Genomic DNA, 16,765 nt, shown 5'->3' on the forward strand with positions numbered 1-16,765 from the left:
CGAACGGCCCTGTGCCCCACCCGCATGAACATGCGGGTGGGGCACAGGGCCGTTCACGACGGCACTCCCCGGGCGGGTACCCGGGGCCGGCGGGTTCCGCCGGCCCCACCCCGGCGTCAGCCCAGTCGGGACTCGATCGCCTCGATGATGCGGGGGCGCAACTCGGCGGCCCGGATCACCGCGTCGACCGAGCCGACCTCCACCGCCCGCCCGATGTTGTGCACCCGGTCGAACTCCGCCGCCACCTCGCCGAGCTTCTCCGCGCGGACCGCCGCGCGGGTCTCGTCGAGTTCGGCGGTGAGCGCAGCCCGCTCGGTGCCGGTGGCCGCCGCGACCCGCGTCTCCAGGTCGCGTACCCGCAGGTCGGCCGCCGTACGGGCGTTGACGTCGCCGGAGAACACCACCGCCGCCGCCGGGGCGCCGCCGAGCACCGAGGCGAACGATCCCTCCAGCGCCAGCACCGTCATGTTCGGGTTCAGCGCCTTGGAGAAGACCACGAACGCCCCGCCGTGGTACCGGGAGATCACGCAGAACACGATCGGCCCGCGGAAGTTGACGATCGCCCGGCCGATCTCGGCCCCGTACTCCAGTTGCAGCTTGCGCATCGACTCGGGTGAGCCGTCGAAGCCCGACAGGTTGGCCAGCACCACCAGCGGCCGGTTGCCGCTGGCCGCGTTGATCGCCCGCGCGGCCTTCTTGGACGAGCGGGGGAACAGGGTGCCCGCCGTGTAGGTGTCCGGGCCGTCGGTGGGCGGGAAGCCCCGCCGGGGCACCGACCGCGACTCGATGCCGAGCAGGCAGACCGGGATACCACCGAGGTGGACGTCCTGCACCACCGCGGTCTCCGCGTCGGCCATGCCCGCCCACCGCTCCAGCACCGGGTGGTCCTGGTCGGACAGCGCCCGCATCACCGTACGGATGTCGAACGGCTTCTTGCGGTCCGGGTTGGCGGCGGCGGAGAAGATCTCGCCGACGGTGGTGAAGTCGCTGCCCGCCACGGTGTGCGGGAAGGCGGAAATGTCCCGGTCCACCGGGTCGACGGTGGTCGCCCGGCGCGGCTGGCTCTCCCCGGGCGCGACGTACGTGTGGTCGTAGTACGCCATCAGCACGTCCCGGGCGGCCGTCAGGTTCGGCGCCCAGTACTGCGCCTGCCCGTTGGGGCCCATCACCCGGTCGTAGCCGCCGATGCCGAAGTTGTCCTCGGCGGACACCCCGCCGGAGAAGTCCAGCGACTGCTTGCCGGTGAGCACCATCGCGGCCTCCGGCGTCATCACCAGGATGCCCCGGGTGTGCATGAGCATCGTCGCCTCGGCGTTCCAGTACGGCTGGGCGCCCACGTTGATCCCCGCGACCACGATGTTGATCTCGCCGCCGTCCTGGGTGAACTCGACGATCCGCTTGAGCGCCGCCGCCACCCAGTCCATGTTCTCGGTGCCCGACGTCATCGAGATCCGCGCGCCGGCCGACAGGGCGTACCACTCCAGCGGCACCTGCAACCGCTCGGCGAGGTCCAGGGCGGCGATCACCCGCCGGCACTCGGCCTCGGAGAGCGCGCCGAGCGACTTGGTCGGGTCGCCCAGCAGCACCACCCGGGTGACGCCCTGCGGGTGCCTCGGGGTCGGCGTGGTGACCACACCCGCGACGATCGCCGCCGTGTTGCGTCCCCGGGGCCGATCCACCGGCACCAGCGCGTGGTCGTCGTCGAGGTCGTGCTCGACGAACTGGCCGAGCAGCCCGGTCAGCTCGTACGGGTAGACCGTATTGCGGCTGCTGGCCCGCAGCACCTTCAGCCGGTAGTCGTCGAGCGGCTCGACCGGGTCGACCGGCGGCTCACCCATGGTCAGCTCGGCCCCGCCGGTGGCGTCGAACGCGATCCGCACCGCGATCTTGTTCAGCTCGCCGGTCCGGCGGTCCCGCTGCCGCGCGATGAACAGGATCTCCTCCAGCCCCGCGCCGACGGTCGTCGGGCGGACCCGCCCGGCGATCATCTCCATCTCCTCGCGGGTCAGGTCGCTCGGCGGCCAGACGTAGATGACGATCCGGTTGGTGTTGAAGCGGGTCTTGGCCGGGCGGCGGGTCTGCGCCCGGCGGATCGAGTCCAGGCAGGTGGCGACGATGTCCTCGGCCGTGGGCAGGGCGACCAGCCGCCCGTCGTGCTCCCGCAGCGCGGTCAGGTCACGCACCTGGGCGAACGCGACGAGCCGTTCGTCGGACGGGTTCTCCCGCGCGACGGCCTGGAAGAGGTAGACCTCCTCGTCCGACGACGGCAGCCGGGTCAGGTCGAACTTGCGCAGCCGCTCCAGCTGCATCCGCTGCGCGATGTACGGGTGCAGGCCCCGGATCAGCCGCTCCTCGCTCATCCCCGTGCTCGACGGGCGGAACGTGAAGTGGTGGTGCATCACCGCGCCGCCGCGCCCGGCGACGGTGGTGGTGAGCCGACGGACCTGGGCCGGCAGCGGGTGCGCGTTGACGACCTCCAGCAGCGCGGCGGCCATCGCGTCGAAGTCCTCCGGCTGGTTTTCCCAGCCGAGGTAGATGTCGGCGTCGACGGCGGAGCCGTCAGCGGCCAGCTCGGCGAGCCCGCGCAGCGCGTCGCCCAGCGCGTCGAACCGGACGGCGGCGGAGAGCAGGCTGGAGTCGGCCCGCTCGGCGACGACGAACGTGCAGTCCGCCACCCGCCGGGTCCGCACGTCGGCCAGGCCCTTGTTGCCGTAGTACCGCCGGGTCAGCACCTCCAGCATCACCGCGTTGTCGAGGTGGTCCCGCACGAGCCGCTGGCCGAGCACCCGCACCAGCGGTTCGGTGCTGCGGACCATCTCCGCGACCCGCTCGGTGCGGTCCGCCGCGTCCGGGTTCGCGTCCAGGTGACGCAGGTGCCGCCGGACGGAGGCGTACAGCCGGGCGCGGTTGCGCAGCAGCAGCGGCTGGGCGAACCAGGCGAACACCACCCCCCGGGCCAGGTCGGCGACGACCGGGAAACGCACCTGCGTCGCCGCCACCAGCCGCTCCAACGCGAGGCCGGCGGGCTCGCGCAGCACCGCGTCCGGCGGCGGCTCACGCAGCCAGGCGCGCAGCAACGTCGCGATGACCGTCGCGTCGGTGGCCGCCCGCTGCTGGGCCAGGAAGATCCGGAACACGGCGGCCTCGAGGGCGGGGGAGCGGTCCAGCTCGGTGACGCCGTAGTGGCCGAGCGCCTTGGCTAGCTTGGCCTGGAAGGGCGCCGGCAGACCGGCCCGTTCGACGTCGAGGCTCTGCAGGTAGGTGTGGAAGTGTTCGCGGGCGCTGGGGACGTGGTTGTCGCCGCTGACGTCCTCCCCGGTCAGCCGGTTGCGGCTGAGCTCGGCGAGGTCGGCGAAGACGTCGACGAGGTCGATCTCCTCGGCCAGCGGGCGGTGGCCGTCCTCGATGGCGGCCCGCCGCGCCGCGAGGTACTCGTCGAGCACCCGGCCGTCGTCGTGCGGATCCACGTCGAAGCCCAGCAGCAGCCCACGGAGGTCCTCCTGGCCGCGTCGGGACCGCTCCACCGCCGGGGCCTGGTCGGGCGGGGCGGGCAGGTCCAGGGCGACCGGCGCGGCGGCTTCGGCGACCGGGGCGTCGTCGGTGTCGTCGGCGAGCGGCTCCAGCCGCAGCAGCGCCGCGCCGGCCTCCACCTGGCTGCCGACGGAGACGCCGCACTCCTTGAGCCGGGCCCGGAACGGTGCCCGCAGCACCGTCTCCATCTTCATCGCCTCCAGCACCAGCACCGGTGCGCCCGCCTCGACCTCGGCGCCCACCTCGACCGGGGTGGCGACGACCAGCGCCGGCATCGGCGAGCGGACCACGCCGCCCTCGTCGCGGCCGACCCGGTGGGTCACGCCGTCCACCTCGACCAGGTGGATCGCGCCGTGGGTGCCGGTGAGCAGCCGGTACCGGGTGCCGTTGACGGCGATCTGCCCGGTGTGCCTGTCGAACCGGTCCAGCTCGACGTCGGCGGTGTGCACGTCGCCGCCGGCCTCGATGCCGACCCGGAACCGGTGCGCGCCGACCCGGGCCACCCGCATCCGGTAGCCGACGCCACGCAGTTTGAGGTCCAGCGGCCGGCCGCTGGCGTGCTGCACCTGGGGTCGCCCGCCGAACGCCGTCGACAGCAGCCGCTGCTGCTCGGCCTGCTCCTGCTCCTCGTACGCCTCGATCGCGGCGGCGGCGAGCGCGACGGCGGAGTGCCGGTGCGACACGAGCCGGCCCTCGGCGCGCACCCGGTCGATCCAGCCGGTGTCGGCGCTGGCGTCGATCACCTCGGGCTGGTCGAGCAGGTCGAGCACGAAGCTCTTGTTCGTCGCGCCACCCTCGATGATCACCGTGGTCTCGGCCATCGCCCGGCGCAGCCGACCGAGCGCCTCGTCCCGGTCCCGCCCGTACGCGATGATCTTCGCGATCATCGAGTCGAAGTCGGCCGGGATGGTGTCGCCCTCGCTGACCCCGGTGTCGACCCGGATGCCGGGACCGGCGGGCAGGTCCAGCCGGGCGATCCGGCCCGGGGCGGGGGCGAAGTCGCGGTCCGGGTCCTCGGCGTTGAGCCGGGCCTCGATTGCGTGCCCGCGCTCCACCGGCGGCACCCCGTCGAGCCGGCCGCCCGCCGCGACGTGCAACTGCGCCTTGACCAGGTCGAATCCGGTGGTCAGCTCGGTGATCGGGTGCTCCACCTGGAGGCGGGTGTTGACCTCCAGGAAGGCGAACAGCCGGTCACCCGGGTGGTAGAGGAACTCGACGGTGGCGGCACCCCGGTAGCCGACCGCGACGGCCAGCCGCTCGGCCGAGGACTTGAGTTCGGCCGTCTGCTCCGGGCCGAGGACCGGGGAGGCCGACTCCTCGATGACCTTCTGGTTGCGCCGCTGCACCGAGCAGTCCCGTACGCCGAGCGCCCAGGCGGTGCCCTGACCGTCCGCGATCACCTGCACCTCGACGTGCCGGGCGCCGGTGACCAGGCGCTCCAGGAACACGATCCCGCTGCCGAAGGCGCGGGCCGCCTCCTGGCTGGTTCGCTGGTAGGCGTCGGCCAGCTCGGCATCGCTGGTGACCACCCGGATGCCCCGCCCGCCACCACCGGCGGTCGCCTTGAGCATCAGCGGGTAGCCGATCTCGGCGGCGGCGGCGATCGCGGCCTCCAGGGTCTCCACCGCGCCCCGGCTCCACGGCGCGACCGGCACGCCGACCTCCTCGGCGATCAGCTTCGCGCCGATCTTGTCACCGAGCTTGCGCATCGCGTCCGGGCTCGGCCCGACGAAGGTGATGCCGATCTTCTCGCACAGCTCCGCGAAGGCCGGGTCCTCGGCGACGAAACCCCACCCGACCCACACCGCGTCGGCCCCGGTCTCGACCAGGGCCTGTTCGAGCTTCTTCAGGTCGAGGTACGGCCGGGCGGACGCCGGACCCAGGTCGTAGGCGATGTCGGCCTCGCGGACGAAGGTCGCGGTGCGGTCGACATCGGTATAGAGGGCCACCGTCTCGATGGGAGTGTCGGTCTGCGCGGCCAGCTCTCGGACCGCGTGAATGAGGCGCATCGCGGCCTCACCCCGGTTGACGATGGCGACACGGCTGAACACCCGACCGACTCCTCCGGTAGATCCACGAGTACGCGCCGCAAGGCATCGACCCCCGACAGCGATCACCCTTCCGCGTGCCGGCCGGTAGCGCCATGTCGTAATCACCGAACCCTGAGCGGTGACCGTTGTAGGAACCCCACAAAAGTTTTTGGTCTTCCCCGCCCGCGCCGGAGACTCTGCGGCACCCCCCGCAGGTCGCCGGGGTCAGCCGTGCGCCGCCGCCGCCGCGGCGACCTCCCGGCGGCGGACCACCGCGACCAGCGCCGTGCCGACAGTCAACAGCGCGCCGGCCACGACCAGCGCCACCGCCCCGTTCACCCGCAACGTCAGCACGGCGGAGACGAACGCGCCCAGGCCCATCGTGGTGATCGCCCCGAACCGGCGGAGCCAGGCCGTGCCCGGACCGCCGGCGGCCCGGCTGTCGGCGGAGAGGTTCACCATGGTCATGGTCACCACCACCGTGGAGAGGTCCCGGATGCCGATGTGCCTGACCGCCGCGGCCTGCGCGCCGAGCACCAGGGCGAGCAGACCGGTGACGACCAGCATCACCCCGTGCGCCGGTGGGCCGGTGACGAGCCAGAACCCGGCCAGGGCGAGCGAGAGCACACTGCCGCCGACCAGGATGGCCAGTCCGGCGGCGGGCAACGCCGCCGGCCCCGGCGCGCCCCGGGTCAGCCGGGCGGCGAGCACCGCGCCGAGCATGAAGGTCAGCAACGCCACCAGGTTGTTGAGCACCGGCAGGCCGGACACCCCGGCCAGCCCGAACCCGATGAAGAGCACGTTGCCCGTCATGTTGCCGGTGAAGACCCGGTCCAGGGCGAGATAGCTGACGCCGTCGACCGCGCCGGTCGCCGCGGTCAGCACCAGCAGCGGCACCTCGTAGCTCTTCGTCATGACCCTTCCGATGATCGTTTCCGGCCGGCAGTCTACCCATGACCTGCGGGAACGTCCCGGGCGGCCGGGACACCGACCCCTGGTGGCCGGGACGCCGGGGCCCGTTGACTGGCACCCATGACCGAGCTGCCGGACCACTTCCCCGCCCACGTCAAGGGCTCCTACGTCAACTGCGACCAGTACGCCCGCGAGGCGCGGCTCACCCCGCCGCCGGAGCACATCCCGGCCCACGTGAAGAACTCCTACGTCAACTGCCAGGAGTACACCCGCCAGCTGCGGCTCACCCCGCCGCCGGCCGCCGAGCACTTCCCCGAGCACGTGAAGAACTCGTACCCGACCTGCCAGGAGGCGGTCCGCCCGCCCCGGCTCACCCTCGTGCCGGCGGCCGGGGCATGACCACCGTCGTCCCGCCCCGGCTCGACCCCGCCTGGCGGGAGTGGCTGGTCGAGAACCTGGCCATGGGCGCGTCGGTGGCGCAGGCGCGGGCGGTGGCCGTCGCCGGGTCCGCCGACCCGCAGGCCGTCGACGCCGAGCTGCGGGAGCTGACCGACCATCCGTACTTCGCGGTGTGCCGGCGGCTCGCGCTGCGCTACGACTGGCTGGAGTCGGTGCTCGACACGTACCGGACGCTGCGCGACAGCGACGGCGGGCGGACGCTGGAGCGGCGCGCGGACCTCGACCCCGGGGAGTTCTTCTCCCGCTACTACTTCGGCAACCGGCCGGTGGTGCTGGACGGCCTGATGGCCGACTGGCCCGCCCTCGGCTGGACGCTTCCCGGCCTGGCGGCGGCCTGCGGTGACGCCGTGGTCGAGGTGATGACCGGGCGGGAGGCCAACCCCGACCACGCCTGGCAGTACGACAGGCACCGCACCAGCATGCCGTTCCGCGAGTACCTGGCGCTGCTCGCCTCGGGCCGGCGCACCAACGACTACTACATGGTGCCGCGCAACGAGAACTGGTCAGGCGCGCTGCGCCCGCTCGTCGCCGACATCCGCGCCCCGCGGGGGATCGTGGACCCGTCCGGGCTGGGTCACCTGCTGCTCGGACCGGCCGGCACGGTGACCCCGCTGCACGTGGACAACAGCTCGGTGCTGCTCGGCCAGGTGCTCGGCCGCAAGCACGTCCGGCTGGTCCCGTCGTACGAGCGGCACCTGGTCTATCCGCGCGGCGGCACGTTCAGCGCGGTCGACGCGGCGGACCCGGACCTCACCCGGCACCCCCGCTACGCCGAGGCGACGGTGCTCGACGTCGTGCTGGAGCCGGGGCAGCTGCTGTTCGTGCCGGTGGGCTGGTGGCACTGGGTGCAGGCGCTGGAGGTCAGCGCCACGGTCAGTTTCCACCACTTCGCCATCCCGGGCCAGAACCACAAGATGGCCACCCCGCCCGCCGCCACCCCACCCCGCTGACCCACCCCTCCCGCCCGGCCCGGCGCTGACCCCCGGTGATCAAGAGAAATGCGTCAGGAAGTTGCCCGGCGGCTGACCTTTTCCTCGTGATCACCGGGCTTGGGCGGGGTGTGTGCGACGTGGCGGGGTGGTGGGGCAGGGGTGCGGGATTAGGGTGTTGCGGTGGATCACGAGGATCGAATCGCGCTCTTTCTCGACTACGAGAACCTTGCCCTGGGTGCCCGGGAACACCATGGTGGGCGGGCGTTCGACTTCCGGCCGATCGCCGACGCCCTCGCCGAGCGGGGACGGGTGGTGGTCCGCCGGGCGTACGCGGACTGGTCGTACTTCGACGAGGACCGTCGGATGCTCACCCGCTCGCACGTCGAGCTGATCGAGATCCCGCAGCGGATGGGGGCGTCCCGCAAGAACGCCGCCGACATCAAGATGGCCGTCGACGCGGTGGAGTTGGCCTTCGAGCGCGGCTACATCTCCACCTTCGTCATCTGCACCGGGGACAGCGACTTCACCCCGCTGGTGCACAAGCTGCGTGAACTCAACAAGCGGGTGATCGGGGTCGGGGTGGAGAAATCGACCTCGGCGCTGCTCCCGCCCGCCTGCGACGAGTTCCTCTACTACGACCGGCTGGAGGGCGTCGACCTGCCGCCCGTACGGGCCCGACGCGGACGCCCCGCCAAGCCGGCCGGACCGCAGCAGCCGGAGCCGACGGCGGTGGAGCCGACACCGGAGCAGCCGGAGCAGCCGGAGTCCTCGCCCGCCGCCGAGGAGCCGGTACGCGACGCCGACGCGCTCGCGGTGCTGGTCGCCCAGACCGTCGCCGGCCTCCAGGGCAGCTCGGAGGGAGAGGTGACCGCCTCCCGGCTCAAGCGCACCCTGCTGCGCAAGGACCCCACGTTCAGCGAGTCCGACTACGGGTTCCGCACCTTCGGCGAGCTGCTGCGCCACCTCGCCGGGCACAACGTCGTCGAGTTGGCCGAGGGGCCGGCCAAGGGCGACCCGGAGGTTTCCCTGCCTGAGCACGGCGACCAGGAGGTGGCCTTCGCGCTGCTGCGTACGGTGGTGGCGGAGCTGGCCGCGGCCGGTGGCCCGGTGGCGCTCTCCGGACTCAAGAACCAGCTCCGCCGCGCCCGTCCCGAATTCAGCGAGAAGAAGCTCGGCTACCGCAGTTTCCTCCAGTTCGGTAAGGCCGCCGCCACTGCCGGTGAGGTCGCCTTGGCCTGGAGCGCGGAGGCCGACGACTACCTGCTCACGCCCCGGCAGGGGTGACCGGGCGGGGTCGGCTTCGGGCCTCGACGAATTCGTGACTCACGTTCCACGGCCGAGTTGCTATACGGTCGGTGAATGATGGTCGAGGAGCACTGGTGGAACGGTGACCCGAGCCCACGCGGGCGGCGGGACGTCTACATCCGTACCGACGGGGAGGCCTGGGAGGTCCAGGCGCAGATCGGCGGGGCGTCGGGTCGCTCCCGCGTGCAGCAGTGCCCGAGCCGGGCGGCGGCGGTCATCCTGGCCGACGCCTGGCGCGGCAGCAATCCTTCCTGGCGCGGGCTGCACCGCTGATCGGTCCGGGCGCCGGCGGGCGGTCCGCACCGCGTCCCGCCCGCCCCGCCCTCCGGCCGGTCCCGGCCGGGCGCCCCGTGGGGACTTCCGGACTGGGTGGCGCGCAACGGCTCTGATTACGCAAAGTAGTTTTCTTCTCACTGGCTGGTCGGCGAGGCCCTGAACAGGGCGAGCTAACTGGCAACATTCTTGACAGAAGAGCCTGGTATCGACATCCTTCGAGGAGAGCGCTCTCCCCGGCGTGCTCCCCGCCCCCGATGTCGCCCCAAGGAGCCTCCCGTGCCAGGAGCCCGAGCCGTCCCCCGGCCCCGATCCCTCGCCCGCGCGGCGGTCGCCCTCGTCACCCTCGCCGCCGCCCTCGTCCTGCCCGCCCAGGCCGAGCCCGCCTCGGCCGCCATCAGCGGCATCACCTGGCAGGACGAGTTCAACGCCGCCGCCGGCACCCCCGTCGACCAGAACCGGTGGCGCTTCGACATCGGCGGTGGCGGCTGGGGCAACAACGAACGGCAGTACTACACCAACAGCACCAGCAACGCCGTCCACGACGGACAGGGCAACCTCGTCATCACCGCCCGCAAGGAGAACCCGGCCAACTACCAGTGCCACTACGGCCGGTGCGAGTACACCTCGGCGCGGCTGCTCACCGCCGCCACCTTCACCCAGGCGTACGGTCGGTTCGAGGCCCGGATCAAGATCCCCCGGGGTCAGGGCATCTGGCCGGCGTTCTGGATGCTCGGCAACGACATGGGCAGCGCCGGCTGGCCCGCCGCCGGTGAGATCGACATCATGGAGAACATCGGCCGGGAACCCAACACCGTCTACGGCACCGTGCACGGCCCCGGCTACTCCGGCGGGGGTGGCATCACCGGCAGCCGCACCATCGGCCAGCCCCTCGCCGACACCTTCCACACCTACCGGGTGGACTGGGAGCCGAACCTGATCGTCTGGTACCTCGACGGCGTCGAGTACCACCGCGTCGACCCGTCCCGGCTCGGCGGCAACCGCTGGGTCTACGACCACCCGTTCTTCATGATCCTCAACGTGGCGGTGGGCGGGAACTGGCCCGGCTACCCCGACGGCTCCACCCAGTTCCCCCAGCAGATGCTCGTGGACTACGTCCGGGTCTCCAGCTACGTCCCCGGCGGCGGCAACCCGCAACCCGGCACCACCCGGCTGCGCGGCACGCAGAGCGGCAGGTGCATCGACATCCCGAGCGCCAACCCGGTCGACGGCGCGAAACTCCAGATCTGGGACTGCAACACCACCGCCGCGCAGGCCTGGACCTTCGCCGCCGACGGCACCGTCCGCGCGATGGGCAAGTGCATGGACCCGGCCTGGGCCGGCACCGCCAACGGCACCGAGGTCAACCTGGTCACCTGCAACGGCAACCCGGCCCAACGGTTCACCCTCAACGGCGCCGGGGACCTGGTCAACCTCAGCGCCAACAGGTGCGTCGACGTACGCGACCAGAACCCCAACAACGGCGGCAAACTGCACCTGTGGGACTGCCTCGGCGTCGCCAGTCAGAAGTGGTCCCGCTTCTGACCACGGCCCGGCGGTAGCACCGCGACGGACGGCCCCCCGGCACCCGCCGGGGGGCCGTCCGTCGTCGTGCCCCGGTCAGCCGGCCGGCCCGCAACCCCAGCCTCCACCGGGGTGGCCCGGCCGGCGACGCCCGAGGGTCGAGGTAGCGGCGTCGAGGGCTAGGGGGCGCTCTGGGGGCGGTAGGGGGTTAGTGCTGCGCCGGGCGGCCGTAGGGTCATCGCGAACAACCAAGAATGCCTGAAGAAGCTCTCTGTTTCGACAATTGCCGCCGCGCCGACCCGTGTGCCGATATTGGCCCGGGTCTGCCCGGCTGGGGCTAGTGGCGGGAGACGTAGATGGAGAACGAGGAGAAGCTTCTCGGGTACCTGAAGCGGGCCACCACCGATCTGCGTGAGGCCCGTCGGCAGTTGCGTCAGGCCGAACGCCGCGAGTACGACCCGATCGCGATCGTCGGTATGAGCTGCCGCTTCCCGGGTGGTGTGGACGGTCCGGCCGCCCTGTGGCAGCTGCTGGCCGACGGGACGGACGCGGTCTCCGACTTTCCCGACGACCGCGGCTGGAACGTCGAGGACATCTACGACCCCGACGATTCCAAGACCGGCAAGACGTACGCGAGGACCGGCGGTTTCCTTTCCGACGCCGCGCTATTCGACCCCGAATTCTTCGGCATTTCCCCACGCGAGGCGATCGCCATGGACCCGCAGCAGCGGCTGCTGCTGGAGGCGTCCTGGGAGGCGTTCGAATCGGCCGGCATCGACCCGACCTCGGTCCGCGGCAGCCGCACCGGGGTGTTCGCCGGGCTGATGTACCACGACTACTCCAGCCGGTTGCCGCAGGTGCCCGCCGAGCTTGAGGGCTTCATCGGCAACGGCAACACCGGCAGCATCCTCTCCGGCCGGGTCGCCTACGTGCTGGGTCTGGAGGGCCCGGCCCTCACCGTCGACACCGCCTGCTCGTCCTCGCTGGTCGCGCTGCACCTGGCCATCCAGTCGCTGCGCCGCGAGGAGTGCACCCTGGCGCTTGCCGGTGGGGTGACCGTGATGGCCACCCCGGAGACGTTCGTCGACTTCAGCCGCCAGCGGGGGCTGGCCGCCGACGGCCGGTGCAAGCCGTTCGCCGCCGCCGCCGACGGCACCGGCTGGGCCGAGGGTGTCGGGATGCTGCTGGTCGAGCGGCTCTCCGACGCCCAGCGGCACGGGCACCGGGTGCTGGCCGTCGTCCGGGGTACCGCGGTCAACCAGGACGGCGCGAGTAGCGGCCTCACCGCCCCCAACGGTCCCTCGCAGCGGCGGGTCATCGCCGACGCCCTCGCCAACGCCCGGCTCACCGCCGACCAGGTCGACGCCGTCGAGGCGCACGGCACCGGCACCCGGCTCGGTGACCCGATCGAGGCGCAGGCACTGCTCGCCACGTACGGACGGGACCGGGAACAGCCGCTCTGGCTCGGCTCGGTGAAGTCGAACCTGGGTCACACCCAGGCCGCCGCCGGCGTCGCCGGGGTGATCAAGATGGTGTTGGCGATGCGGCACGGCATGCTGCCCCGCACCCTGCACGTCGACCAGCCCACCCCGCACGTCGACTGGACGGCGGGCGACGTCCGGCTGCTCACCGACGCCGTCGACTGGCCGGCCACCGGGCGGCCCCGGCGGGCTGCCGTGTCGTCGTTCGGGCTCAGCGGCACCAACGCCCACGTGGTGCTGGAACAGGCCCCGACGGCCGAGGCCGCCGACCCGGACGACACCGCCGCACCGACGCCGGCCGCCGAGCCGCCGGTGCTGCTCTGGCCGCTGTCCGGCCGGTCGGCGGCGGCCCTGGCCGGGCAGGCCGCCCGGCTGCGCGGTTTCCTCACCGACGAGCGTCCGGTGGACGTCGGGTTCTCGCTGGGTGCGGGTCGGGCCGGGTTGGAGTTCCGGGGGGTGGCGGTGGGCCGTGGGGCCGGCGAGCTGTCCGCCGGTCTCGACGCCCTGGCCGCCGGCACCGGTGTGTCGGGTCGGGTGACCGGTGGTCGTACGGCGGTGTTGTTCACCGGTCAGGGTGCGCAGCGGGTCGGGATGGGTCGTGAGCTGGCCGAAGCGTTCCCGGTGTTCGCGCAGGCGTTCGACGAGGTGTGTGCGGCGTTCGGGCCGTTGCTCGATGGTGATCTGCGGGAGGTGATGTTCACCGATCCGGATGGGGTGTTGGATCGGACGGGGTGGACGCAGCCGGCGTTGTTCGCGGTCGAGGTGGCCCTGTTCCGGCTGGCCGAATCCTGGGGATTGAAGCCGGACTTCGTGGCGGGTCATTCGATCGGTGAGCTGGCCGCCGCACACGTCGCGGGTGTCTGGTCATTGGAGGACGCCTGCCGGGTCGTGGCGGCGCGGGGTGGTCTGATGCAGGCCCTTCCGGCGGGTGGGGCGATGTTGGCTATTGCCGCGCCGTTGGATGAGTTGGACCTGGGTGACGTGGACGTTGCGGCGGTGAATGGTCCCCGTGCGGTGGTGGTGTCGGGGACGGAGGAGCAGATCGCGGCGCTGGAGGCGTCGCTTGAGGTGAAGACGCGTCGGTTGCGGGTGTCGCACGCGTTCCACTCGCACCTGATGGACCCGATGCTGGCCGAGTACGGGCAGGTGGTCGGCGGGGTGACCGCCAGCCCGGCGGGCATTCCGTTGGTGTCGACCGCGACGGGTGATCTGGCTACCGACGAGGAGTTGGGTAGCGTCGGGTACTGGCAGGGTCAGGTGCGGGGGACGGTGCGGTTCGCCGACGCGGTGGCCGCTCTGGCGGCGCGGGGTGTGACCCGGTTCGTGGAGATCGGGCCGGACAGTGTGTTGACCGCGATGGTCGCCGACTGCGTCGAGGACGCTACCGCCATCGCGCTGCAGCGCCGCAAGCGCGGGCAGGACGAGAGCGCGCCCGACGACGGCCAGGTGCAGGCGTACGCGGTCGGCATGGCCCAGGCGTGGGCCAGCGGGACCGCCCTGGACTGGGCGGTGGTGAACCCGGGCGGCCGGCAGGTCGACCTGCCCACCTACGCCTTCCAGCACCAGCGGTACTGGCTCGACATGCCGCCCGGCAGCGGCGACACCACCGGACTCGGCCAGCTCCCCGCCGACCACCCGATGCTCGGCGCGGTCGTCGACCTGCCCGACACCGGCGGCGTGGTCCTCACCGGCCGGCTCTCCCGCAGCACCCAGCCGTGGCTCGCCGACCACGCCGTGTTCGACACCGTCCTCGTCCCCGGCACCGGGCTGGTCGAACTCGCCCTGCGCGCCGGTGACCAGGTCGGCTGCCCGGTCCTCGACGAGCTGACCATCAACGCGCCGCTGGTGCTGCCCACCGACGGGGGCCTGGCCCTGCGGGTCACCGTCGACGCCGCCGACGACAGCGGCGCGCGTACCCTCGGGATCTGGACCCGGGCCGACGACGCGGCCGACGACACCGACTGGACCCGGCACGCCGAAGGGGTCCTGGTCCGGCAGGCCGGGGCCGACCCGGCCGCCGCCGACCTCACCGAATGGCCGCCCGCCGGCGCCGAACCCGTCGACCTCGACGGCCTCTACGACCGGCTGCGCGACCACGGCTACGGCTACGGGCCGGTCTTCCAGGGGCTGCGCGCGGTGTGGCGGCGCGGCGACGGCGACGCCGCCGAGGTGTGGGCCGAGGCGGCGCTGCCCGAGGTGGCCGCCGCCGACGCGACCCGGTTCCTGCTGCACCCGGCGCTGCTCGACGCCGCCCTGCACGCCAACCTGGTCGACGAGGGCGCGGGCGACACCCCGCTGCCGTTCTCCTGGCGCGGCGTCACCCTGCACGCCGCGCACGCCGCCACCCTGCGCATCCGGATCTCCCCGGCCACCGGCGACAAGCTGGCCGTCACCGTCGCCGACGGACACGGCAACCCGGTCGCCACGATCGACCAGGTGGTGGCCCGGCCGGTCGCCGCCGACGCGCTCGGCGCCGCCGGCAACCGGCACCGCCACCTGTACGAGGTGAGCTGGCAGCCCGTCCCCACCCCGGCCGCCGCCACCGGCACCTGGACCGCGCTCGACGTCGACGCGGAACTGCCCGAACCCGCACCCGGCACCGTCGTGGTAACCCTCGACCCGCCCGGCACCCCGCCGGCCGCCGTGCACGGGGCCACCGAACGCCTGCTGGGGCTGCTGCGCCGCTGGCTCACCCACCCGGCGTACGCCCACAGCACGCTCGCCCTGCTCACCCGGGACGCCGTCGGTGCCGGCGACACCCCGGTCGACCCCGCCGCGGCGGCCCTGTGGGGGCTGGTCCGGGCGGCCGAGGCCGAACACCCGGGCCGGTTCGTCCTGGTCGACACCGACGACGGCGGCACCGACCACCTGGCGGCGGCGCTGGCCACCGGCGAACCCGAGGTGGCCGTCCGCGACGGCGGGCTGCTGGTGCCCCGACTGACCCGGGTGGGCGGCGACGCGCCAGCCGACGGTGGCTGGGCCACCGACCGCACCGTCCTGATCACCGGTGGGCTCGGCGGGCTGGGCAGCCTCGTCGCCCGGCACCTGGTCACCCGGCACGGCGTACGTCGGTTGCTGCTGACCGGGCGCAGCGGCGCGGCCACGCCCGGCACGGCGGACCTGGTCGCGGACCTCACCGCCGCCGGTGCGGACGTGACGGTCGCGGCCTGCGACGTCGCCGACCGGGACGCGGTCGCCGCCCTGCTCGCCGAACACCCGGTCGGCGCGGTGGTGCACGCCGCCGGCACCGCCGAGAACGCGCTGGTCGACGCCCTCACCCCCGAGCAACTGCACCGGGTGCTACGGCCCAAGGTGGACGCCGCCTGGCACCTGCACGACCTCACCCGCGACCACGAGCTGACCGCCTTCGTGCTGTTCTCCTCGTCGGCGGGCTGGGTGGCCGGGGCCGGGCAGGGCAACTACGCCGCCGCGAACCTCTTCCTCGACGCCCTCGCCCAACGCCGCCGCGCCGACGGCCTGCCCGCCACCTCGCTGGCCTACGGCCTGTGGGCCACCGGCACCGGCATGGGCGGTCACCTCGACGACGCCGACCTGCACCGGATGCGCCGGCTCGGGATGCCCGCGATGAGCACCGACGAGGGGCTGGCGTTGTTCGACGCGGCCGTCGCCGCCGGGCGGCCCACCACCGTACCGGTGCGGCTCGACCTGGACGCGTTGCGGCGACGCACCGACGCGCTGCCCGCCGTGCTGCGCGGCCTGGTCCGTACCCCCGCCCGGCCGACCGCCGCCGGTGCGGGCGCGGCGGCCGACGGCCCGCCGCTGGCCCAGCGCCTCGCCGGCCTCTCCGACGCCGACCGGGACACCCTGCTGCTCGACCTGGTCCGCACGCACGCCGCCGCCGTGCTGGGCTTCCCCGGCCCGGCGTCGGTGGAACCCGGCCGCGCGTTCAAGGACCTCGGCTTCGACTCCCTCGCCGCCGTCGAGTTCCGCAACGTGCTCAGCACCGTCACCGGGCTGCGGCTGCCCGCGACGCTGGTCTTCGACCACCCCGAACCCACCGCCCTGGCCCGCGCCCTCAAGGCCGACCTGGTGGTGCCCGACGCCGACCCGGCCGGTGCGGTGCTCGCCGACCTCGACCGGCTGGAGAAGGCCCTGACCGAGGTGCCCGGTGCGGAACACGCCCGGCTGACCGCCCGGCTCGAGGCGGTGCTGCGCGGCTGGCAGGACCGCACCGGCCGCCCCGACGACGACACCCCGCACGACTACGAGTCCGCCACCGACGAGGAACTGTTCGACGTGCTGGAGAACGAGCTCGGCCTCTCCTGACGGCAGCCTCCGACGAACCTTCCGGCGCGGG

General features: G+C 73.2%; 8 protein-coding genes. 6 read left to right on the forward strand and 2 right to left on the reverse strand.

Features of this window, described 5'->3' with window-relative positions; all coding sequences use genetic code 11:
* Window positions 1-116: 116 nt before the first annotated feature.
* Window positions 117-5,582, reverse strand: coding sequence for a carboxyl transferase domain-containing protein (locus ACN261_RS18315; protein ID WP_425851220.1), 5,466 nt, complete (start codon window positions 5,580-5,582; stop codon window positions 117-119).
* Window positions 5,583-5,786: 204 nt separating this feature from the next.
* Complete coding sequence (locus ACN261_RS18320; protein WP_425851222.1) at window positions 5,787-6,476, reverse strand: YoaK family protein; 690 nt, start codon at window positions 6,474-6,476, stop codon at window positions 5,787-5,789.
* 117 nt (window positions 6,477-6,593) lie between these two features.
* On the opposite strand from ACN261_RS18320, the gene ACN261_RS18325 reads away from it, so the two are divergent.
* The 6 genes from ACN261_RS18325 to ACN261_RS18350 all read left to right on the forward strand — a co-directional run bounded on the left by ACN261_RS18325 (window position 6,594) and on the right by ACN261_RS18350 (window position 16,734).
* Entirely contained in the window at window positions 6,594-6,872 is a 279-nt protein-coding gene (locus ACN261_RS18325) for a hypothetical protein (RefSeq protein WP_363657283.1), read from the forward strand.
* Complete coding sequence (locus tag ACN261_RS18330; protein WP_425851224.1) at window positions 6,869-7,882, forward strand: cupin-like domain-containing protein; 1,014 nt, start codon at window positions 6,869-6,871, stop codon at window positions 7,880-7,882. Before ACN261_RS18325 ends, ACN261_RS18330 begins: the two co-directional genes overlap by 4 nt.
* 162 nt (window positions 7,883-8,044) lie before the next feature.
* Window positions 8,045-9,148, forward strand: coding sequence for an NYN domain-containing protein (locus ACN261_RS18335; protein WP_425851225.1), 1,104 nt, complete (start codon window positions 8,045-8,047; stop codon window positions 9,146-9,148).
* Between the two features lie 75 nt (window positions 9,149-9,223).
* A complete protein-coding gene (locus tag ACN261_RS18340) occupies window positions 9,224-9,442 on the forward strand; it encodes a hypothetical protein (protein ID WP_088642133.1) in 219 nt (72 codons plus the stop codon).
* A gap of 279 nt (window positions 9,443-9,721) precedes the next feature.
* Entirely contained in the window at window positions 9,722-10,987 is a 1,266-nt protein-coding gene (locus ACN261_RS18345; RefSeq protein WP_425851226.1) for a family 16 glycosylhydrolase, read from the forward strand.
* 365 nt (window positions 10,988-11,352) lie between these two features.
* Window positions 11,353-16,734: an SDR family NAD(P)-dependent oxidoreductase gene (locus tag ACN261_RS18350; protein WP_425853621.1), complete on the forward strand. Its 5,382-nt coding sequence runs from the start codon at window positions 11,353-11,355 to the stop codon at window positions 16,732-16,734.
* The last annotated feature ends 31 nt before the right edge of the window (window positions 16,735-16,765 follow it).

The sequence above is a fragment of the Micromonospora sp. WMMD723 genome (assembly GCF_049863385.1).
GTDB lineage: Bacteria > Actinomycetota > Actinomycetes > Mycobacteriales > Micromonosporaceae > Micromonospora > Micromonospora wenchangensis.

Coding starts and splice junctions, on each gene's coding strand:
- ACN261_RS18330 (WP_425851224.1), top strand. CDS start 6,869: ATGACCACCGTCGTCCCGCCCCGGCTCGACCCCGCCTGGCGGGAGTGG.
- ACN261_RS18340 (WP_088642133.1), top strand. CDS start 9,224: ATGATGGTCGAGGAGCACTGGTGGAACGGTGACCCGAGCCCACGCGGG.
- ACN261_RS18320 (WP_425851222.1), bottom strand. CDS start 6,476: ATGACGAAGAGCTACGAGGTGCCGCTGCTGGTGCTGACCGCGGCGACC.
- ACN261_RS18325 (WP_363657283.1), top strand. CDS start 6,594: ATGACCGAGCTGCCGGACCACTTCCCCGCCCACGTCAAGGGCTCCTAC.